At 58.9% G+C, this 18,947-nt stretch carries 18 protein-coding genes; 5 read left to right on the top strand and 13 right to left on the bottom strand.

Annotation, left to right across the window (positions count from 1 at the left end; all coding sequences use genetic code 11):
• Positions 1–22: 22 nt before the first annotated feature.
• The 5 genes from DTF_RS0115800 to pdxA all read right to left on the bottom strand — a co-directional run bounded on the left by DTF_RS0115800 (position 23) and on the right by pdxA (position 5,911).
• Entirely contained in the window at positions 23–352 is a 330-nt protein-coding gene (locus tag DTF_RS0115800) for a hypothetical protein (protein WP_027716105.1), read from the bottom strand.
• Between the two features lie 129 nt (positions 353–481).
• Positions 482–991 carry a rubrerythrin family protein gene (locus DTF_RS0115795; protein ID WP_027716104.1) on the bottom strand — a complete coding sequence of 170 codons (510 nt, stop codon included), beginning with the start codon at positions 989–991 and terminating at the stop codon, positions 482–484.
• Between the two features lie 248 nt (positions 992–1,239).
• The gene (locus tag DTF_RS0115785) at positions 1,240–1,644 is read right to left on the bottom strand and encodes a PEGA domain-containing protein (RefSeq protein ID WP_027716103.1); all 405 of its coding nucleotides are present in this window, start codon (positions 1,642–1,644) and stop codon (positions 1,240–1,242) included.
• Positions 1,645–1,967: 323 nt separating this feature from the next.
• Positions 1,968–4,838 (bottom strand): excinuclease ABC subunit UvrA, encoded by a 2,871-nt coding sequence (gene uvrA / locus DTF_RS0115780; RefSeq protein WP_027716102.1) that lies wholly within the window; start codon positions 4,836–4,838, stop codon positions 1,968–1,970.
• Positions 4,839–4,912: 74 nt separating this feature from the next.
• Positions 4,913–5,911, bottom strand: a complete 999-nt coding sequence (pdxA, locus tag DTF_RS0115775) for a 4-hydroxythreonine-4-phosphate dehydrogenase PdxA (RefSeq protein ID WP_027716101.1) — start codon at positions 5,909–5,911, stop codon at positions 4,913–4,915.
• A gap of 242 nt (positions 5,912–6,153) precedes the next feature.
• Between pdxA and DTF_RS23930 the strand changes: the two genes are divergently transcribed.
• Positions 6,154–6,843, top strand: a complete 690-nt coding sequence (locus DTF_RS23930; protein ID WP_051361374.1) for a cyclase family protein — start codon at positions 6,154–6,156, stop codon at positions 6,841–6,843.
• Here the strand turns inward: DTF_RS23930 and DTF_RS0115765 are convergent.
• The 3 genes from DTF_RS0115765 to DTF_RS0115755 all read right to left on the bottom strand — a co-directional run bounded on the left by DTF_RS0115765 (position 6,840) and on the right by DTF_RS0115755 (position 10,843).
• Positions 6,840–7,292 (bottom strand): universal stress protein, encoded by a 453-nt coding sequence (locus tag DTF_RS0115765; RefSeq protein ID WP_027716100.1) that lies wholly within the window; start codon positions 7,290–7,292, stop codon positions 6,840–6,842. The genes DTF_RS23930 and DTF_RS0115765 overlap by 4 nt on opposite strands.
• Positions 7,293–7,308: 16 nt before the next feature.
• A complete protein-coding gene (locus tag DTF_RS23925; protein ID WP_035057553.1) occupies positions 7,309–9,744 on the bottom strand; it encodes a TRAP transporter fused permease subunit in 2,436 nt (811 codons plus the stop codon).
• A gap of 103 nt (positions 9,745–9,847) precedes the next feature.
• A complete protein-coding gene (locus DTF_RS0115755) occupies positions 9,848–10,843 on the bottom strand; it encodes a TAXI family TRAP transporter solute-binding subunit (protein ID WP_027716099.1) in 996 nt (331 codons plus the stop codon).
• 461 nt (positions 10,844–11,304) lie between these two features.
• Between DTF_RS0115755 and DTF_RS0115750 the strand changes: the two genes are divergently transcribed.
• Positions 11,305–11,490, top strand: a complete 186-nt coding sequence (locus DTF_RS0115750) for a DUF2188 domain-containing protein (RefSeq protein WP_027716098.1) — start codon at positions 11,305–11,307, stop codon at positions 11,488–11,490.
• A gap of 84 nt (positions 11,491–11,574) precedes the next feature.
• A complete protein-coding gene (locus DTF_RS0115745) occupies positions 11,575–12,054 on the top strand; it encodes a DUF4112 domain-containing protein (protein WP_027716097.1) in 480 nt (159 codons plus the stop codon).
• A gap of 84 nt (positions 12,055–12,138) precedes the next feature.
• On the opposite strand, the gene DTF_RS27835 is transcribed toward DTF_RS0115745, so the two are convergent.
• On the bottom strand, positions 12,139–12,309 hold the full coding sequence (locus DTF_RS27835; RefSeq protein ID WP_369798623.1) for a GSU3473 family protein: 171 nt from the start codon (positions 12,307–12,309) through the stop codon (positions 12,139–12,141).
• A 230-nt stretch (positions 12,310–12,539) separates the two neighbouring features.
• Between DTF_RS27835 and DTF_RS23920 the strand changes: the two genes are divergently transcribed.
• Positions 12,540–13,337: a DUF3014 domain-containing protein gene (locus tag DTF_RS23920; RefSeq protein ID WP_035057549.1), complete on the top strand. Its 798-nt coding sequence runs from the start codon at positions 12,540–12,542 to the stop codon at positions 13,335–13,337.
• 106 nt (positions 13,338–13,443) lie between these two features.
• On the opposite strand, the gene DTF_RS0115730 is transcribed toward DTF_RS23920, so the two are convergent.
• Positions 13,444–15,828 (bottom strand): U32 family peptidase, encoded by a 2,385-nt coding sequence (locus DTF_RS0115730; RefSeq protein ID WP_027716095.1) that lies wholly within the window; start codon positions 15,826–15,828, stop codon positions 13,444–13,446.
• 226 nt (positions 15,829–16,054) lie between these two features.
• On the opposite strand from DTF_RS0115730, the gene DTF_RS0115725 reads away from it, so the two are divergent.
• Positions 16,055–17,116 (top strand): hypothetical protein, encoded by a 1,062-nt coding sequence (locus tag DTF_RS0115725; protein WP_027716094.1) that lies wholly within the window; start codon positions 16,055–16,057, stop codon positions 17,114–17,116.
• 102 nt (positions 17,117–17,218) lie between these two features.
• On the opposite strand, the gene radC is transcribed toward DTF_RS0115725, so the two are convergent.
• The 3 genes from radC to DTF_RS0115710 form a co-directional block, all read right to left on the bottom strand.
• A complete protein-coding gene (gene radC / locus DTF_RS0115720; RefSeq protein ID WP_155890846.1) occupies positions 17,219–17,905 on the bottom strand; it encodes a DNA repair protein RadC in 687 nt (228 codons plus the stop codon).
• Positions 17,906–17,983: 78 nt separating this feature from the next.
• Positions 17,984–18,340, bottom strand: coding sequence for a hypothetical protein (locus tag DTF_RS0115715; RefSeq protein WP_155890845.1), 357 nt, complete (start codon positions 18,338–18,340; stop codon positions 17,984–17,986).
• Between the two features lie 4 nt (positions 18,341–18,344).
• Positions 18,345–18,842 carry a ferritin family protein gene (locus tag DTF_RS0115710; RefSeq protein WP_027716091.1) on the bottom strand — a complete coding sequence of 166 codons (498 nt, stop codon included), beginning with the start codon at positions 18,840–18,842 and terminating at the stop codon, positions 18,345–18,347.
• Between the last annotated feature and the right edge of the window lie 105 nt (positions 18,843–18,947).

Raw genomic sequence — 18,947 nt, 5'->3', positions numbered from 1 at the left:
CGAAGAAGCTTTACTTATTCACTCATCGCAGGCTGGTGGCACAGCGGGGGCAGGTCAGCATGCTGGTCGAAGGCACCTTGTGCCCGCAGGTGGGACAGCTGAACCAGTACTTGCAATATTTGCATTGCGGCTCCGAAAGTCCCTGTTTCTTCTTACATTTGGGACACTGTCGATACATCTTTCGGTTGGTGATATAGTCAGCCAGCAACAGCCCGCATCGAGGGCACTCCGCGGCGTCGTGTTTGCGGATCTCGGCGCCGCAAGCCTGGATGGGGCAAACGAAGACTGCTTTACAGGCGCTGCACCAGTACTTTCCCTTTTTCAATTCCTTGCACACCGGGCATTTTTCCATAGTCACACCTCATGATGAATCATTGGTTCATACTGCCATCGAGCCCGCGCCTTGCCAGAGGTACAGATCCGCACCAATAGAAAAAGCCGGGCCCAGGGGCCCGGCTTTGAGCGTCCGTGGGAGAGTATTTCAGTCCATCTTTTTGAAGGCGCTTTTTGCCGCTCCGCAAACCTCGCAGGGTCCGTCCGGCTCTCCTTCGAGCGTATGGCCGCACGCCTGGCAGACATAATAATCCACAGTATCGGACTTGCCAAGATTCTCCAGGGCCTTACGGTAAAGATCGGCATGAACTTTTTCCACCGCATTGGCCAGGGTGAAGGTCTTCAAGGCGGCATTGAAGCCCTCGTTTTCAGCCGTCTTGATCATCTCCGGATACATAGCAGTAAATTCGTGAGTCTCGCCGCTTATCGCTTCCTTGAGGTTCTCCTCGGTGGAAGAAATCCCGCCCAGCACCCGCAGGTGGGCGTGGGCATGAATGGTCTCTGCCTCCGCGGCCGCCCGGAACAGTTTAGCCACCTGGGTGAATCCTTCCTTGTCGGCCATCTGGGCGAAGGCCAGATATTTTCGATTCGCCTGGGACTCCCCGGCAAACGCTTCTTTCAGATTATTTTCCGTCTTGCTTCCCTTGAGATCTGACATGGACTTTCCTCCTGAAACTATAAAATAGAAGCCAAAATAGATAACCGGAACCGCCGACAATGAACGCACCTTAGTGTACCGCGTCCGCCTCTGGTGTCAACCCCCAAAGAACCGGCTTCCCCCATCGATCATCAACACCTTTCCCAGCGAACCGGCGGAAAGAATCAGCCCTTCTACAATTGAAACAAAAAAAAGCAGACCCATCGGCCTGCTTGTATTCTATCTGCATAACAACTCTTAAATAGAACTCAGAAAGTTTTTTCGCCAGCTGATTCCGCTCTGGCGGTTACAGTCGATGATTTTTTCAGGACGAACTCGTAATTATCCCTGAGTTTTTTTGTGAAAAGAGCTCCCAGCATGAGGGCGCTTCCTCCCGGGATTATGAGGCCGGCCGTAAGTAGCTTGTTTCGGGTTGCCCGGTCCACCTCAACGGCCGCGATATCATGATGAACGGTTCCGTATCCTTCCTTGCTGACGGTTACCTCGTAATCTTCACCGGCACTGTTATTGTAATCAAAGTTACAGGGGGTCACCCCCACAAGTTTGCCGTCGATCATCACCCGAGCTCCGGGAGGGTCTGAGAGAATCACCGCCTGATGGGCGCACGCGCTGGTGAAAAAAGTCAGCAGTGCAGCGGCAACCAATTTGAGCATGACCGATCCCTTCGGAGTCGCAGAAATTCCGTCTTTTGCGCTTACGATGAGACAAGTCAAGCAAGTCACATGCCAGCTCGACCTGACCAATGCAGTCTATCCGTCCGGCCGACCTCATCTCCGTCGCAAAAACGACCACACCGGCGTCAAACGGTCGGAATCACTTGGTCAAATATTCTAAGCTGTTGACTGGTCGCGATTTTTCAAAAGGATGGAACCTCAGAGGTCTCGTATCGCATCCGGTCGTTTCGCGAGACCGTTCCGTGAAAAAATCACCATTCCGTGCAAACGCGTCTTCCGATTGCTGAAAAAATGGATGGGATTCATAGATCGAGGTAAGGGCGGAGATAACGGCCGGTATGAGAGAGGGAGGAGCGTGATACTTCCTCGGGCGTGCCGCTGACCACCACCTCGCCGCCGCGGCTTCCCCCCTCCGGGCCGAGATCGATGACATGGTCGGCCGTTTTGATGACGTCGAGGTTGTGCTCTATGATCACCACCGTGTTGCCGGTATCCACCAGACGGTGCAGCACGTCGAGCAGCTTGCGGATATCGGCGAAGTGGAGCCCCGTGGTCGGCTCATCCAGGATATAGATGGTCTTGCCGGTGGCTCGCTTGGCCAGTTCTTTGGCCAGCTTGACCCTCTGCGCCTCGCCTCCGGAGAGGGTGGTGGCGCTCTGCCCCAGCTTGATGTATCCGAGTCCGACTTCCCGCAGGGTCTCCAGCTTGGCATGAATGCGCGGGATATTCTCCAGAAAGCGGGCGGCCTGGTTGACGGTCATGTCCAGCACCTCGGCGATGCTTTTCCCCTTGTATTTCACTTCAAGGGTTTCCCGATTGTAGCGGGCGCCCCGGCATACCTCGCAGGTGACGAAGACATCCGGGAGGAAGTGCATCTCGATGCGGAGGATTCCGTCTCCCTGGCAGGCTTCGCAACGCCCCCCCTTGACGTTGAAAGAGAAGCGCCCCGGCTTGTAGCCGCGCACCTTGGCCTCGGGGAGATGGGCAAAAAGGTCGCGGATGTCGGTAAAAACCGCCGTGTAGGTGGCGGGATTGGAACGGGGGGTGCGGCCGATGGGAGACTGGTCGATATCGATGACCTTGTCCAGGTGCTCCAGCCCCAGGATGTCGTCGACTTGGCCGGCCTTCTCTTTGGCACGATAGAGGCGCTGGGCAAGGGCCTTGAACAGGGTGTCGATGACCAGGGTCGATTTCCCTGATCCGGAAACGCCGGTGACGCAGGTCATCACTCCCAGAGGGATCTGCACATCGATCCCTTTGAGATTGTTCTCCTTCGCCCCGCGCACCTCGAGAAAGCGTTCGCCGCGGCGCCTCTCTGCCGGCAGGGGAATAGTCAGCGACCCGGAGAGGTACTGGCCGGTGAGGGATTCCGGGTGCTCCATGATCTGCCGGGGCGTCCCCTGGGCGACGATCTCGCCGCCGAGCATCCCTGCCCCCGGCCCCATGTCGATGACATGGTCGGCCTCCAGAATGGTTTCCTCGTCATGCTCCACCACCAGCACCGTATTGCCAAGATTCCGCAGCCGCTTGAGGGTTTCCAGAAGCCGCCGGTTGTCCCTCTGGTGCAGCCCTATGGAAGGCTCGTCAAGAATATACAGAACCCCTACAAGGGAGGAACCTACCTGGGTGGCCAGACGGATCCGCTGCCCTTCCCCCCCGGACAGCGTGCCGGAGGAGCGATCGAGGGCCAGATAGTCGAGGCCGACATGGGAGAGGAAAGAGAGTCGCTCGCGGATCTCCTTTAGGATGCGCCGCCCTATTTCCGCCTCCTTCCCCGAAAGCTGCAGCTCGGCGAAAAAGGTCTCCGCCTCGACGATGGACAGGGCGCATACCTCGCGGATGTTTTTTTCTCCGACCCGCACAAAGAGCGCCTCCGGGCGCAGACGCGCGCCCTCGCAGGTGGGGCAGGGCATCACGTTCATGTAACGCTCCAGGTTCTCCCGCACCCCGTCCGAATCGGTCTCCCGATAGCGCCGCTCCAGACTGGGAATCACCCCCTCGAAAGGCTTGCTGTAGAAGTGTCTCCTCCCCCCCTGGTCGAACCAGAACTTCACCTCTTCTTTCCCGGAGCCGTGGAGAAGGATCCGGCGCACCTTTTCGGAAAGGGCGTGGAAGGGGGTGTTGATATCGAAGCCATAATGGTCGGAGAGGGCCTCCAGCAGCTGCTGATAGTAGAACCCGGTGCGGGTCTCCCAAGGGGCAACGGCTCCCTCGCGCGGGGAGAGGGCGGGGTTGGGGACCACCTGCTCGGGGTCAAAGTACATACGGGTGCCGAGCCCTGAGCAGTCGGGGCAGGCCCCGTGAGGATTGTTGAAGGAGAATAGGCGAGGAGCGATCTCGGGATAGGAGATGCCGCACTCGATGCAGGCGTGTTTTTCCGAGAAGAGGATGGATTGTTCCGGCAGGCGCGAGGCGCGCGGTGCCCCTGCCTGCGCTGCGGCACCGCCGGCAGGAGAATCGACTGTTTCCACCCGGACTGTGCCGTCGGCCAGACGAAGGGCGGTCTCCAGGGAATCGGCCAATCTCCCCTGAATCCCCTCCTTGACCACGAGCCGGTCCACCACCACCTCGATGGTGTGTTTCCTCTTCTTGTCCAGGGCGATCTCTTCGGCCAGCTCAATCATCTCGCCGTCGATGCGCACCCGGACGAAACCGTCGGCCTGGAGCTGTTTCAGTTCCTTGCGGTATTCTCCTTTGCGCCCTCGGACGATAGGGGCGAGCAGCAGCAGGCGCGTCTTCTCAGCCATCCCCATGATCCGGTCGACCATCTGTTCCACCGTCTGGGAGGCGATTTCCCTGCCGCACTGATGGCAGTGCACACGGCCGACCCGGGCGAAGAGCAGACGCAGGTAGTCGTAGATCTCGGTGACCGTCCCCACCGTCGAGCGGGGGTTCTTGGAGGTGGTCTTCTGTTCGATGGAGATGGCCGGCGAGAGCCCTTCGATGCTCTCCACGTCCGGTTTTTCCATCTGCTCGAGGAACTGGCGGGCATAGGCCGAAAGGCTCTCCACATAACGCCTCTGCCCCTCTGCATAGATGGTGTCGAACGCAAGGGTGCTCTTTCCCGAACCGGAAACGCCGGTGATGACCACCAGCTTTTCGCGGGGGATCTCCAGATCGAGGTTCTTGAGGTTGTGTTCGCGGGCGCCTTTTATGATGATCTTGTCGGACATTGAAAAACCGTGACGGGTGATTCGTGATTCGTGATTAGTGACTCGTGACTGGAGCAAAGGCAAACGACCGGATGTCAGGTTTCTGCCATTTCCTCGGCCATCCTGACCGCCGCAACCAGGCTGGTGCAGCTGGCTTGGCCGGTGCCGGCGATATCGTAGGCGGTGCCGTGGTCGACTGATGTGCGGACGATGGGGAGCCCCAGGGTAATATTTACCCCATCCTCAAAGGAGAGCAGCTTCAGCGGAATCAGCCCCTGATCGTGATACATGCAGACCACCGCGTCGCAGGAGCCCCGCACGGCAAAGTGAAAAAGCGTGTCGGCACTGTGCGGCCCGGTGGCGGCGATCCCCTCGGCCTGCGCGGCAGCAATCGCCGGGCGGATAATCCGCTCCTCCTCGTCGCCGAACATTCCCCCTTCTCCGGCATGGGGATTGAGAGACAGAACGGCAATACGCGGCTGAACCAATCGGAAGTGCCGACGAAAGGCGGCATCGGTGATGCGTATCGTCTCCAGAATTCCAGCCGTTGTGAGCACCTTAGGCACCTCGGCCAGGGGCAGATGGGTGGTGACGAGGCAAACCTTCAACCGCTCCCCGGCAAGCATCATCACCACCTTTTCCACTCCGCAGCGCTGGGCCAGCAGCTCGGTATGCCCCGGAAAATCGCAGCCTGCCGCCCGGATTGCCTTCTTGCTGATCGGCCCCGTAACCATGGCCGAAGCATCGCCGGCCAGACACCGGTCGCAGGCCCACTCGATATAGTCGAGCATGGCGCGACCGCAGGAGGCATCGGGATTGCCGTAGACGAGACGCTCTGCGGCGATGCTGGAGAGGGACCTCACGGCCAGAGTGCGATCTCCGATCTTTAGCCGATGGCTGGCTCCGCCTTCGCCGGGCAGGAGCTCGGCTCCGGCCGGAAAAACCGCGGCAGCCCGCTGCAGCACACCCGCATCGCCGGCCACCAGCAGGGGACGGGACAGATTGTCCAGGTCTCCATGCAGCAGGGCCTTGACGATGATTTCGGGACCGATGCCGGTAGGATCTCCCATGGTCAGAATAATCGGGCGCGTCACGTTTCCTCCGGAAAATGTGAGAAGCAGATTATAACCTCTCAGGTCAGGAAATGACAACGTCTATCAACGCGGCGGAGGAAATTCGGGACAGATTCCGGAATATCCGGATCTCCCATCCTTGATGCCCTCGTATATCCGGAGAATAGCTAACTGACAACGGCAGGGATGATGTGCTACATTTTCACCTCGACACCGGCGGATATTTCAGACATGCAGCCGGACCTTTCCCCCCCGAGGCACTTATGAGCGACGATGCTGAATGGATCGACATTTCGGTCCCGATCACGGAAGAGATGGCGACCTGGCCCGGAGATCCGCCGGTGATAATCGACCGGGTGCTCGATATGGCGGCGGGGGACGATGTCACCCTCTCGAGACTCGAAACCGGACTGCATGCCGGCACCCACGTCGATGCCCCTCTTCACTTCCTCCCGGGCGGCGCGAGAATAGACGCCATGCCGATCGAGGCGATGACCGGACCGGTGCGGGTGATCGCCATCGACGCCGATGAGCGGATCGAAGTCGCCCACCTCCGGAAGGAGCGACTTGCCGCGGGGGAGAGGGTCCTTTTCAAGACCCGCAATTCGCGTCTCTGGGCGGAGAAAGGATTCATCAGGGATTTTGTTCATCTGAGCCTGGAGGCGGCCGAATATCTGGCGGGAACGGGCGTGCGGTCGGTCGGAATAGATTATCTTTCCGTATCCGGGTACGGAAAAGAGGCCGGCGAGGTGCACCGGGTACTGCTCGGCGCCGGAGTGTGGATCATCGAAGGACTGGATCTCTCAAGGGTTGTTCCCGGCCGCTATCGGCTTTTCTGCCTGCCGCTTAAAATCGCCGGTGCCGAGGCCGCCCCGGCGCGGGTTTTCTTGCAGCGCACGGGGAACCCTGGCAGGCCCTCGTGCTCGGACGAAGATGAAAACCGTCGAGGCTAGACCTCCGAGCGCACCGTCAGGACGGGTATAGTCGATCTGCGCACCAGACGCTCGGCAGTGCTGCCGACGAGGACATGTTCGAGGCCGGTGCGGCCATGGGTGCCGATGACGATCAGATCGGCCGGGAGGCTTTCGGCCCGCTTCAGAATCTCCTGGAAAGGGATTCCCATAACCACTTCGGTCTGGAAACGCACCTTCTCGTCGAACTTGTCCCGACAGAAGTCTTTCATCTCCTTGACCGCCTGCAACTCGACTTCCCGTTCGAGAAGCGCCATCGCCTCGGGCTGGATCTGGCTCTTGCGCTGGTCGGCGAACTCGCCGATGACATGCAGCACGTGCACCTCGGCCCCGGCCAGGCCGGCCAGAGTCAGAGCGTAGTCGCAGGCCGGTACGGAGCTCTCCGAGTAGTCCGTGGCATAAAGAATTTTGCGAATCGTTTTGACTGGCACGGTTGTCTTCCTCTTCTCAGGCTGTTACTGCCACCATGGCATCGCGCTTGTTCTTGGTTTTTTGCATGAACCACACCAGGGCCACCACCACCAGTCCGGCCACATCGGTAACAACGGTCGGCCAGTAAAGCAGGACGGTCGCGGCCGCAAGCAGCAGCCATTCGGGAATGGTGGTTCGCCGGATCCAGTAGAGCATAGTCAGCGAGGAGAAGGCGATGGTGCCCAGGATGGCCGAAACGAAGGAGGAGACGACCTTTGTTTTGGTCGCCTTGATCTCACCGAGGACAATGGCATCATCGGGGTTGACCATGCCGCCTGCGGGAATCAGGACCTGCGTGACCGTTCCGTCTCTCTGTGCCGTGACCTCTAACGGCTTGTCGTCGATCAGGACCGTGGCGATGATGTCGCCATCGGCGAAGACATCTCCTTCCTTGACGTTGACCTTGAGGACCGTGGCGAAAGGCATCTCGCTTTCGATCTCGGGCATGTTGACCATGATCGGTTTCGCCTGGAAGAGGATGGAGGGGGTGAAGGCGAAGAGGATCGGCATCACGTACAGGAGCTTGGCGTACTTGAAGCTTGTCCAGCCGGTCTTCCAGGGGTCGGATCCCGCGATGGCCGCTCCGGCGTAGGCCGCGACGCAGACCGGAGGGGTGATGTTCGAGTCCTGGCTCAGCCAGTAGACGATCATGTGGGCGGCGAGAATCGGCACGCCGAGGTCGCCGAGGGGCGGCACGGCAAGGACGGCGGTGATCAGGTAGGCGGCGGTGACCGGCACCCCCATACCGAGGACCAGGGAGGCCAGGGCCACCAGCAACAGGGCCATCAGCAGGTTGCCGGCGGCGAGCGAGATGATGATGTCGGAGAATTTCAGGCCGATGCCGGTCAGGGAGATGATCCCGACGATGATCCCGATGACGCCGACGGTGGCGCCGATGACCAGGGTGTTGCGGGCTCCGACCTGGATGGCGTCCCAGATCTCCCGAGGACCCATGCGGGTCTCCTGGCGGAACCAGCTGATGCCGATGCAGGAGAGGGTGGCCCAGAAGGCGGAGAAGCCGGGAGAACGCCCCATGATCATCAGCACGGTGATGATGATCAGCGGCAGGGCGAAATAGCCGTCGCGCTTGAGCACCTGCTGCCAGCGGGGGAAGTTCTCGTCGGTCAGACCCTTGATCCCCATCTTCTTGGCTTCGAAATGGATCATGCAGAAGACCGAGAAGAAGTAGAGCAGGGCCGGAAAGACCGAGATCATCATGATGGTAGCGTAGGGGGTCTCGGTGAGTTCCGCCATCAGAAAGCCCCCCGCCCCCATGACCGGCGGCAGGAACATGCCGCCGATAGAGGCCGCAGGCTCGATGGCGCCTGCCACGTGCGGCCTGAAGCCGGCCCGCTTCATCAGCGGGATGGTGAAGGCGCCTGTGGAGACGGTGTTGGCGATGGCGCTGCCCGAAACCGAGCCGAAAATGGCCGAGGCGATGACCGCCACCTTGGCCGGCCCGCCAGTGGTCCGTCCGGCGAGCGCCAGAGGCAGGTCGATGAAGAACTTGCCGGCCCCCGACTTCTGCAGGAAGGCGCCGAAGAAGATGAAGAGGATGACGTAGGTGGCCAGAACGCTGGCCATGACTCCGAACACCCCATTGGTGGTGAGATAGATGGAAGTGGCCAGCCGCTCCATATCGAAGCCCCGATGGGCGATGATATCGGGGAAGTGGGGGCCGAAATAGCCGTAGCAGAGCATTCCGACTCCGATCAGGGTCATCGCCCATCCGAGCACCCTGCGGCAGACCTCGAGGGAGAGGATGACGCCGGCGATGCTGACCAGGGCGTCGAGCTCGTTTTCGGCGCCGGCCCGGTAGTTGAGCGCCTCAAACTGGCTGATCCAGTAATAGACGACGAGAGTCGAGGCCAGGGCGAAGAGGACGTCGGAGAGGACCGGCCACTGGGGCCGGCGTTTCATCAACCAGGTATCGGCAGGCATCAGCAGCGCCGCTATTGCCAGTGTTCCGAAGGCCACCCACCAGAGACCGCCGGCTGCCCCCAGGGCTGCCATTCCCTTCTCGCTCCAGGCTTCGCCGAAAGCGGTCAGTTGGCCATGGAAGGAAGCGGTGTCCTCGAAGAAGAACAGGACGGCTGCCGTGCAGGAAATCATCGCTCCGAGGATCAGCGAAAGCAGCAGCCTGATCCGCGTCTTTCCCGCCGGATAGAGGAGAAAGACCAGGACGTAGGTGGCAAAGACGTAGATCCCCCGATGATACTCGGTGGCGACAGCCTTCAGGCCGGCCGCATAGAAATAGAAGATGACCATGCCGGCGCCCAGCAGGGCGACGACCCAGTGCCAGAAACCGGTCGGAGTGCGGAAGGATTTGGCGTCCTTCTCCATCAGCTTCTTGAGTTTTTCCTGCTCCTCGGGAGAGAGCTCCTTGAGTTCGTCGTTGAGTTCTTCAGCCATACTGCCTTCCTGCGCCGTTTTTGATGAAATAGTAATGAGGGGATAGACGAAGCGGGGCCGGAAGGCCCCGCTCCTGTATTTCAAAAAATCATTTGCCGCTTCATCACTGGGCTTTTTGCCGCTCGCTGATGGTGAGGCCTTTTTCGGTCCAGAACTTCTCGGCCCCGGGATGAATGGGGGTGACGATGCCGTTCAGGCCGCCTTCGACGGACATAGCCTTGGCGGTGCTCTTGACCTTGACCAGGTAGGCGAGCCCTTCGGGTGAGAAGGTCTCTTTCAGGGCCGCGGAGATGACCTCCGGCTTGACATGCTTTCCCGTCACCCAGAGGGCGGAGTCCTGGAAAGTCTTCACCGGGGCGTCCACGCCGCTATAGGTGCCGGCGGGAATGGTGACCTCGGTATAGAAGGGGTATTCGTCGAAGAACCCCGCCTTCTGGCCCGCCTCGACGGTGTCGAGGACCTTGATTTTGTTGCTGGCGGCGGCCTGGATGACGGAGGCGTTGGGGAAGCCGGCAAAGACCCAGACGGCATCGATCAGCTTGTCGCCCATGGCCGATACGGCTTCGCTGTAGCCGATGAACTGGGGCTGCATCTTGTCCCAGACCCCGAGCTTCTTGAAGTAACGTTCCGCCGAGGCCGCGGCTCCGGAACCGGCTCCGCCGACGGCAACCTTCTTGCCGGCCAGTCCGGCAACATCGTTTATGCCGCTTGCTTCAAGGACGACCAGGTGAGCAGGGGCGCCGTACAGGTAAGCCATGCCCAGAACGTTTTCGTATTTTTTCGCGTCCTGCGGCAGCTTGCCGTTGCGCGCGAGGAAGAGGTCGCCCGAATAGGTGATGCCGAAGTCCGCGTCACCCGAGTTGACCCGCCGCAGATTCTCGACGGAGCCGGCCGAGGCCATGTTGGAGACTTCTACGTCCGGCAGATTCTTGGACAGAAGCGTGGAGATGCCGTTGGAGAAATACTGGAAGGTGCCGCCTTCGGGTCCGCCGGAGAAGGCGAGGCGGGATTTTGCCGCCAGACCCGTACCGGGGAGAGTCAGCAGGACGGCGATGGCCAAACAGCCTGCGAGGGAAAGGATACTCTTCATTCTGCCCATGTTCTACTCCTCCTCTTTTTAGGGGGTGAAATTTCAAACGCCATTTTAAATCAGGAACATGCACCTATCGCAATGATGATGCCAAGACGGAATGGCGTTAATACGCATTTAACTTAACCAAAGATGAATGGAATATCAAGCACATAACGAGAATTAAAATCCTGTGAGGCTTGATAGTCGTGGCCAATTGTTGCCCAAAGAGGCTGAAAATGGCCGGTGCCGGCTAAAATCTGTAAATAGATCAAACTGCGTTGTAGATCGCAGTTCCTTTTAATGGATAAAAATACGGCAGATCCAATCATCCCTTTTGCCTGCCGGTGAATGTTTCTTTTTTACGAAGATCAGGACCTGTATTACATCCAGGTGCGCGAGGAGCAAGTTTCCTGGGGCCGCACTTTATTGACAGGTCTCGATTCGGCTATACAGTGAATACAGCATGAGAGGGGGAAAGGAGAAAGGTGATGGCTACGGTCCATATCATGCCCCGAGGAGTGGAGGGCTGGCTCCTGAAGGTTGAAGGCGAAAAAATAAAAGATGGCTTTTTCGCAACCCGCGAGGAAGCGCTGCGGGTTGGGCGAACCATGTGCGATACCCTGCGAGCCGACCTGGTGATACATAATCCGGATGGAACGACGACAAGGCAGTAAAGAACCGGACGGGCAAAACTCCTCTTTTCCATTCCGCCGAACAGGAGGGAGGGGAATGAACGGCATGGATGCGGAGAGACCGAGATGAATCCCGGCGAGAGGGAAAGAGCGAAACAGCGTCTTGATCGCATAGCCTGGTACCTGGATAGTTCCATTCCCATACCGGGCCTGGAAACGCGTTTCGGCCTCGATGCCCTGATCGGCCTTTTTCCCGGCATCGGCGACACGCTGGGAGCGCTCATGTCGAGCTATATTCTCTCGGAAGCAGCCCGACTGGGCGCTCCGAAATCCGTCCTCCTCAAAATGGCCTTCAACATCGCCCTGGATGCTATTCTGGGCGCTGTTCCCGTCCTGGGGGACCTGTTCGATGTGGTCTGGAAAGCTAATCAGCGAAACGTGCAACTGCTCGGGACCTACCTCGAGAGACCGCGCAAGGCCGTGGCCACGAGCCGGTTGTTCGTGTGGTCGCTTGCTTTCTTGCTGGTCGGATTCGTGATTTTCGTCGGAATGTTGGGGTTTGCGCTGATGCGCTGGGCATGGTTGGAGATCAATGGAAATGGATGATGTCCCGTCGCGTACAGGAGTCGAATCGCGCCATGGACGGCCTCCGCAAAGAGCAGAAAGCAGAGCACGCTTTCTTGACAACAGCTAAGCTCTCCTCCGGTCACGACCGTGAGATCCCCCATCCTGGCCCCTGATCGGACCTTCGCTGATGAGCACCCAATCGCCACCGCGTTTGAACCGGACGATTTTCCCCATCTGGATATACGTATTGAGAAGATAAGGATTTATCGCATCGGTTTCCCCGTCTGGATACATGACTTCCACGCGTCTTTTTCGGATAGGCCACATTGATTGTTCCTCCTGTTATGATGTCCTTCCTCCTGTTATGATGTCCGCTTTTTGAGTCAACTTGAGCATAGTTTATCCGAATTGCAACTCAGTCTCTCCTGCGGGTTGACGAATCGCAGAATAATCGGTAACTTAACAAATACACTCTGGAAACTTGCCGATTTCATCGCCACACCTATCACGGGGGAATACGCGCTATGAAAAAAGCTTTCCTGCTCCTCGTCGTATTGGCCCTGGCCATCGGATTGATCGGTTATTTTCGGGTGGCTCGTCAGCCTCAGGTGCCGGTGACCTACCCGATTCCCGAAGCGCCGGATACGCCGGGAATCCTTTATCCCATTGAAGGAGCCGCACCGAAGTCGGAGCCGGCGACGCCGGTGATCGATCCGGAAAAACCGCTCCCGGAACTCCGGGAAAGCGATGAGAGGATAGAGGATACTCTCTCCAGGCTTTTTGCCGGACGGGAGATCGACAAATTTTTTGTTCTGGACAATTTCATTCGGCGCTTTGTCGTCATGGTGGACAACCTGCCGCGCCGGAACCTGCCCGCGACTCACATGCCGACCAAGCCGGTTCCGGGTAATTTTCTGGTGGTTGGAAAAGACCAGAACCTTGAGATCGACCCGGCGAACTACCGACGATATGCACCCTACATCCAACTGGCCGAGGCAGTGGAACCGGCCCGGCTCGTGGCGGTCTATGTCCGTTTTTATCCTCTGTTCCAGGAGGCCTACCGGGAACTCGGTTATCCGTCCGGCTATTTCAACGACCGTCTGGTCGAGGTGATCGATCACCTGCTCGCCGTGCCGGAGGTCTCCCATCCCATCCGCCTTGCACAGCCTAAAATTGCCTATCAGTATGCCAATCCCGAACTGGAGTCCCTGTCGGCCGGCCGCAAAATCCTGATCCGGATGGGGCCGGAAAATGCCGCCCGCGTAAAGTCCATTCTTCGTAGATACCGGCGGGAGCTTACCGCGGCCTCGGACCGAAACTGAACCGATGAAGGCAAAAAGCAGGGCTCCTTGTTTCGGAGCCCTGCTTTTATTGATCAATCTTTTTATCCTTTTTCGTCACCCCGCGCCCATCACGCCTCACCTCGCCTTATTCCATTCCCATTTCAAAATTGAAAGGCGAGGTTCCCGGGACCTCGTTTCCCTTGCGCAGCGCCTCCAGCACCCTTTTCCCCTCGGGGGAGAACGGACCGAGGTGGTTCAGCTCTAGGATGAAGCGTCCGCAGCCCATGGCCTGGATTTCGCCAAGGCGCCCAAGGAGCGAGAAGTCGACCTCCGGGGTAAGGACGGTAAGGCCGGCGCGCTGACTGACCCTGTAGGCATCGTTGCGGTCGGAGAGGAGCGGGGTGTCCGGCCGCACCCCGCGAATCGGAATCCTGGAAGTGATGAGAGGAACGTTGCCGTACACCGTCAGGGAAAGATGCAGGCCGCACTCCCGCTGCAGGATCTGGCGCAGGTTGTCCCGGTCGTCTTCGATATAGAGAGTCGCCTCCGCGGCTCCCAACTCCTTCCAGGCGAGAAGGGCCTGACTGTTGAGGGAGAAAAGGCGGTAGCCGGCGCTGAGTTCCACCCCCTCGACCCCTTCGAACAGGTGGAAATGGCCCAGATTGTTGAGGCGGAAATTTCGATGGCCGCGCTTTACCAGCGACCTGACGGCCTCGCGGTACCCGCTCCACTCGGAATCGAAGAGGATGAAGGGAAGGTCCCAGATCACCCGGTTTTCCCTTCCGGACAGGCGTTTGCCCGCATGGCCGAGCCCTTGTACATTGCCGGCAGTCAGGGGAAGGAGCACGCAATCGACGAACGGGTCGTTGAGAATATGAACGTCGCGAATGTCGCGGATGGCTACCGTCACGATCCTTTGGGTCTCCCCCGAAGGCTTCGCAGACGGCAACAGATCCGACAGAGCCTTCTTCAGGTGTTCACTGCGCCTGCCTGCGGCGCGGTCGTTCACCGCCTGCCGGAGGATCCCGTAGAAGTCGCGGCGAATCTCCTTGAGACGACTGGGCGGGATGACCAGAGGGGGAAGCTTTCCGGCTTCCAGCTGTTCGAGAACGAAGGACTCACCGGCGGTCCTTTCGAACACACCCTTCAGGGTGTCGGAGCTCAGGGGGCGGTCGGTAGCCGAAAAAGTTTCGACGGGGTAGTCCCGGGTTATCGTGATGTGTCCGGTTACCCCCTGGACTGACAGGGTGGCGTTATCCGGCATGGCGACGACCAGGCGAACCGGGGCGGGCGGGGCGGCGGCCTTCTCCAGTTTCCGCCGGCAGGCGGCTTCGCTCATGGTGAATGCCTGGTCCGAGGAAACCTTGAAGACGGCGTCTCCCACCCGGAAGATGTCGCGGAAAGGGGAAGGGACGCTGACGTATGCGCCGGATTCGACTCTTTTTACCGGCTTCCGCCCCTGACGGATTTCCTTGACGGTGAAAGCGGTGCCGGCCTGATCGGACTTGGGTTGAATGCGCAGCCGATCGCCCACGTGCAGGCGGTCCCGTGTCTTGAAGGAGATGTCCCCCTCTTTCACCGCGGCGATCTCTCCCAGAAAACGTCCGGTCGAGCCTTTCAGGGACGGGATGGCGATATCCGTGGGAACATTCCCGGGAAGAAAGCCCCTGGTTGGGGTGCGTCCGAAAGAGGCCTTGAGCAGTTCCTTGGCTTCCTTCACCGCCTCCGGGCGGCGGGAAGGGGGGGCGTCGAGGACCCGGCGGTAGGCCGAAACTACATTGGCCACGTATTCGGCGCTCTTCATCCGCCCCTCGATCTTGAAGCTCACCACTCCGGCCTCCGCCAGTTCGGGGAGCAGCTCGATGGCGGAGAGATCATTGGTGGAAAAATAATACCCCTCGTGCTGGCGGTAACGGTAGCGGCGTCGGCAAGGCTGAGCACAGCGGCCTCGATTGCCGCTTTTGCCGCCGAGCCAGGAGGAGAAGTAGCACTGCCCTGAAAAAGAGAAGCACAGCGCCCCGTGGATAAAGTGCTCCAGCTCCAGGGTGGTCTGGCGTCGAATAGCGGAGATTTCTTCCAGGCTGAGTTCGCGGGCAAGCACCCCCCGGGTGAACCCCATCCGCTCGAGCATCCTGACCCCGGCGGTATTGTGAACCGTCATCTGGGTGGAGGCGTGCAGTTCCAGACCCGGGAAGTTCCTGCGGGCGAGACGCCATACCGCCAGATCCTGGAGAATGATCCCGTCCACTGCCATAGCCTCCAGGGCCGACAGGGTTTCGACCAGCGCCGGCAGCTCCCGTTCCTTGACCAGGGTGTTGAGGGTGACATAGAGCCTGCGCTGTCTGGCATGTGCATACCCGGTCATCCGCTCCAGCTCCTGGAGGGTGAAATTTTTAGCCTTGGCGCGGGCGGAGAAATCCTTCAGGCCCGCATAGACTGCGTCGGCTCCTGATTCCATGGCGGCAAAAAAGGCCTCCAGGCTGCCGACGGGAGAGAGAAGCTCGGGTTTTTCGACGTTTTTGATATTCATCTGATTCTCTGGGGCGGGGACGGCTGATCGTCCCCCAAAGCTCAATAAAAAGGAGCCGGGTTCGCAGAGATCCCGGCCCTCGGTTTGTTCAATTTTCAAGCTACCATGGCAGAGCGAGGCGAAGCAATCGGAAAATCGACGGTTTCGAGTGGTCAACATGATAAAACATTGTTATACTTTTTGCTGCACTTCCTGTTGATGCTCACCTGTTTTCGAGGAGATGGCCATGCCGATAGCTCCGCCCCCCGAGGAACTCCTCGACCAGCCCTCCATGGAACTGATGGACCTCTTCGGCAGGATGCGTTCCCTGACCGATGACGGCGGTTTTGGCGGCACCCTGCCGGCCCTATGGCAATGTTCCGACGAGAGCCAGGGGATCAAGAAGGCGCTTTTCGGCTACGTCTACAACTGTCCCGTGTTCAATCTGGGAAGGGTCGGCGCCCTGCTGGACCCGACGCGCCTGCTGCCCGCATCACATCACGGAAGGGACTTGGTCATTCTGGGAGGAAGCCATCTGGGAGCCAGGGAAGAGGACGGCGTTGGAACGGTGGAGCGGGTCCACGGAAGAATGGCTCCCTGCTGCGGCATGCTGTACAGAATGCTTGAAGAATACCTGCTGGTTTACCGCCGGGCCGCCTCCCTGATCACTCTTTTTCGAGGGGTCGGTGGTCTCAAGATCGAGCTTCCTTACAAGTACCTCTTCAGAAAGCCTCTCGGCTCAACTGTGCGCATCCACGTGCGGTGGCAGCGCCTTGTCGATGGAGAAGCCCTGCGGGATTCCAGCCACGGCAAGATCTACCATCTGCACAGGGATTTCATCGCCCGCCATGAGCAGGCGCTCAGCGATCTCGGAACGGAGCCACGGTCCATCGGGGAGTTGCTGGATCCGGATATTTTTTCCTTTTCCAAGCAGCTCGACTTGGAGAGTCTCGACACGAAGGCCCTTCTGGAGGCCTCAGTCTTCGATTTTCTCCCGGATATCGTCACCTCTCAAAGGCCCCACCGCCGCCTTGCCGATGTCAATACCTGGCGTGAGTTCCATCGCCTGGCCGCATATCTTACAGACTCTTTCGACAGCGGCGAGCGCAACATTCTGGTGATAGCGGGCCTGACCCTCGATCACTCCATCCGCCGCAACACCTTCGTCCCGCAGTTCGGCTTCTGGATGGAGCAGGGTCGGGCTCTGCAGGCGCGCTATTTCGGCCCGCCGGAGATCCGTGCACTGCTTGATGAACAGCCGGTTTGGCGCCCGGAGCAGAGCTTTCTGGAATACGCAGGGGTGGAATAAAAGACTTCAGGTTCAAGGCTTCACGTTTCAGGTTGGATCAAAACCCTCGAATCTGGAGCCGTATGCTCCTGGTTAGCCTGATACCTGAAACCTGAGTCCTTTTCACCCCATCAATCCCCGATCGACAAAACTCACGTAATCGCCGCTGCCGATGATGATGTGGTCGAGAACCCTCACCCCCATGAGTTCTCCCGCTTCGCGCAGTCGGGTGGTGATCTCCACGTCCTCGCGGCTGGGAGTGGGATCTCCGGAAGGGTGATTATGGACAAAAAGAACGGCGGCGGCGGATTCCCGAACCACCGGGGCGAAGACTTCCCGTGGATGAACGATGCTTGCGGTCAGACTCCCCTCCGAGACCTGCACCTGGCGGATCACCCGGTTTTTACTGTCGAGCAGAAGGGCCAGAAAGACTTCCTTCTTGCGGTCCCGCAATTGTTCATGAAAGTGCCGAAAGACATCCTGGGAACAGGTGTAGCGATCTCCCTGGCGCAGGGCGACCGTGCCGAAGCGGCGGGCCAGCTCAAAAACCGCCTTCAGCTCGGCCGCCTTCGCCGGACCGATCCCTTTGAGATCGCACAGTTCGGCGACAGACGCGGCGGCCAGCTCCCGCAGGGAGCCGAAGCGGCCCAGAAGGAGCCGGGCATGATCGAGGGCGCTCATCCGCGAGGAGGCGTCTCCGGTGCGCAGCACCAGCGCCAGAAGCTCGGCATCGCTGAGAGCTTCCGGCCCCTTGTCGAGAAGTTTTTCCCGCGGCCTTTCAGCTTCGGGCCAATCTTTGATCGTTCTCATTTCCCCCTCCATCGTCGTGTAAAGAAAGGGCCGGCTGCGAGAGCCGGCCCTATCCGCGTTGAGCATTTAGATTACCTGTTATTTCTCCTTGAGCGGAGTCCCCCAGAACGTGCCCAGCACTTCCCTCTCCCGCTCGGTGAGTACGACATTGCGCTTGAGCAGAATCTCTTCCACCGATTCAAATGGCAGCCGGTTTTCGATGGCCTTATCGATCCGGTCCGAAGTATGGCAGATAACGCAACGGGTTTCGATGATGTGCCGATATTCGCGCAACCTCTCGTCGAACTCCGCGGCGGTAGACATCTCAGCCGGCCTCTTCATGGGATTGCCCCGGAAGGTCCCTAAAATGTCCTTGTCCCGTTCGGTCTGGGCGGCGGCCGGTGCGGCGACCGTCAGAACCAGGATAAACAACGCTAGTGCGTTCCGTCGGCTCAAGGCGTTATTCCCGAACAAAGATGTCAATGTCCGTCTCGTGGACCATGGCCATGAGATGGGCGTATTCCGATTCGATGATTTCATAATGATCCCGTGTTTCCCTGACCATTCGCTCGAAAACGGCACGAACCCCAGGGTCGACGATGTGAGATGACGTCATAGTCAGATTCTTTGCCAGATCTTCCTCTTCCCGCAGGGCTATTTCCATGGCTTTGCGCTCGTGAACGTTTTCGTCAAGAGCCTTTTCCAGTTCTCTGAGCATGGCGGAATCGGGATGGGGGGGCGACGCTATGAATTCCTCAAAGGTTCCCAGATCTCCTCCCCGATACAGATGAAAGAAATGACTGGCATGCTCCCTTTCTTCATTGGAAAGAATCTCGAAAACCTTTTTCGCCTTGGGATTTTTGGTGATCTCCGCCGCTTTCTTGTAGAAGTCCATCACGTTCTTTTCAGTCTGAACCGCTAGCTTGAGTGCTTCCTGCATATTAAATTCCTGCGGCATTTGTATTCCTCCTTCTGCTGTGTAATCGCTGTACAGGTCTTTTAGAATAGATGATTAAAGTATTACCCAAAAAACCTACCTGTCAAATGCCTATATACAGGTAAA

The organism is Desulfuromonas sp. TF (assembly GCF_000472285.1).
GTDB lineage: Bacteria > Desulfobacterota > Desulfuromonadia > Desulfuromonadales > ATBO01 > ATBO01.
This window is presented reverse-complemented; position numbering and strand designations above follow the sequence as displayed.

Coding starts and splice junctions, on each gene's coding strand:
- DTF_RS0115800 (WP_027716105.1), bottom strand. CDS start 352: ATGGAAAAATGCCCGGTGTGCAAGGAATTGAAAAAGGGAAAGTACTGG.
- DTF_RS0115795 (WP_027716104.1), bottom strand. CDS start 991: ATGTCAGATCTCAAGGGAAGCAAGACGGAAAATAATCTGAAAGAAGCG.
- DTF_RS0115785 (WP_027716103.1), bottom strand. CDS start 1,644: ATGCTCAAATTGGTTGCCGCTGCACTGCTGACTTTTTTCACCAGCGCG.
- uvrA (WP_027716102.1), bottom strand. CDS start 4,838: ATGTCCGACAAGATCATCATAAAAGGCGCCCGCGAACACAACCTCAAG.
- DTF_RS23930 (WP_051361374.1), top strand. CDS start 6,154: ATGAGCGACGATGCTGAATGGATCGACATTTCGGTCCCGATCACGGAA.
- DTF_RS23925 (WP_035057553.1), bottom strand. CDS start 9,744: ATGGCTGAAGAACTCAACGACGAACTCAAGGAGCTCTCTCCCGAGGAG.
- DTF_RS0115755 (WP_027716099.1), bottom strand. CDS start 10,843: ATGGGCAGAATGAAGAGTATCCTTTCCCTCGCAGGCTGTTTGGCCATC.
- DTF_RS0115750 (WP_027716098.1), top strand. CDS start 11,305: ATGGCTACGGTCCATATCATGCCCCGAGGAGTGGAGGGCTGGCTCCTG.
- DTF_RS0115745 (WP_027716097.1), top strand. CDS start 11,575: ATGAATCCCGGCGAGAGGGAAAGAGCGAAACAGCGTCTTGATCGCATA.
- DTF_RS27835 (WP_369798623.1), bottom strand. CDS start 12,309: ATGTATCCAGACGGGGAAACCGATGCGATAAATCCTTATCTTCTCAAT.
- DTF_RS23920 (WP_035057549.1), top strand. CDS start 12,540: ATGAAAAAAGCTTTCCTGCTCCTCGTCGTATTGGCCCTGGCCATCGGA.
- DTF_RS0115730 (WP_027716095.1), bottom strand. CDS start 15,828: ATGAATATCAAAAACGTCGAAAAACCCGAGCTTCTCTCTCCCGTCGGC.
- DTF_RS0115725 (WP_027716094.1), top strand. CDS start 16,055: ATGCCGATAGCTCCGCCCCCCGAGGAACTCCTCGACCAGCCCTCCATG.
- radC (WP_155890846.1), bottom strand. CDS start 17,905: ATGAGAACGATCAAAGATTGGCCCGAAGCTGAAAGGCCGCGGGAAAAA.
- DTF_RS0115710 (WP_027716091.1), bottom strand. CDS start 18,842: ATGCCGCAGGAATTTAATATGCAGGAAGCACTCAAGCTAGCGGTTCAG.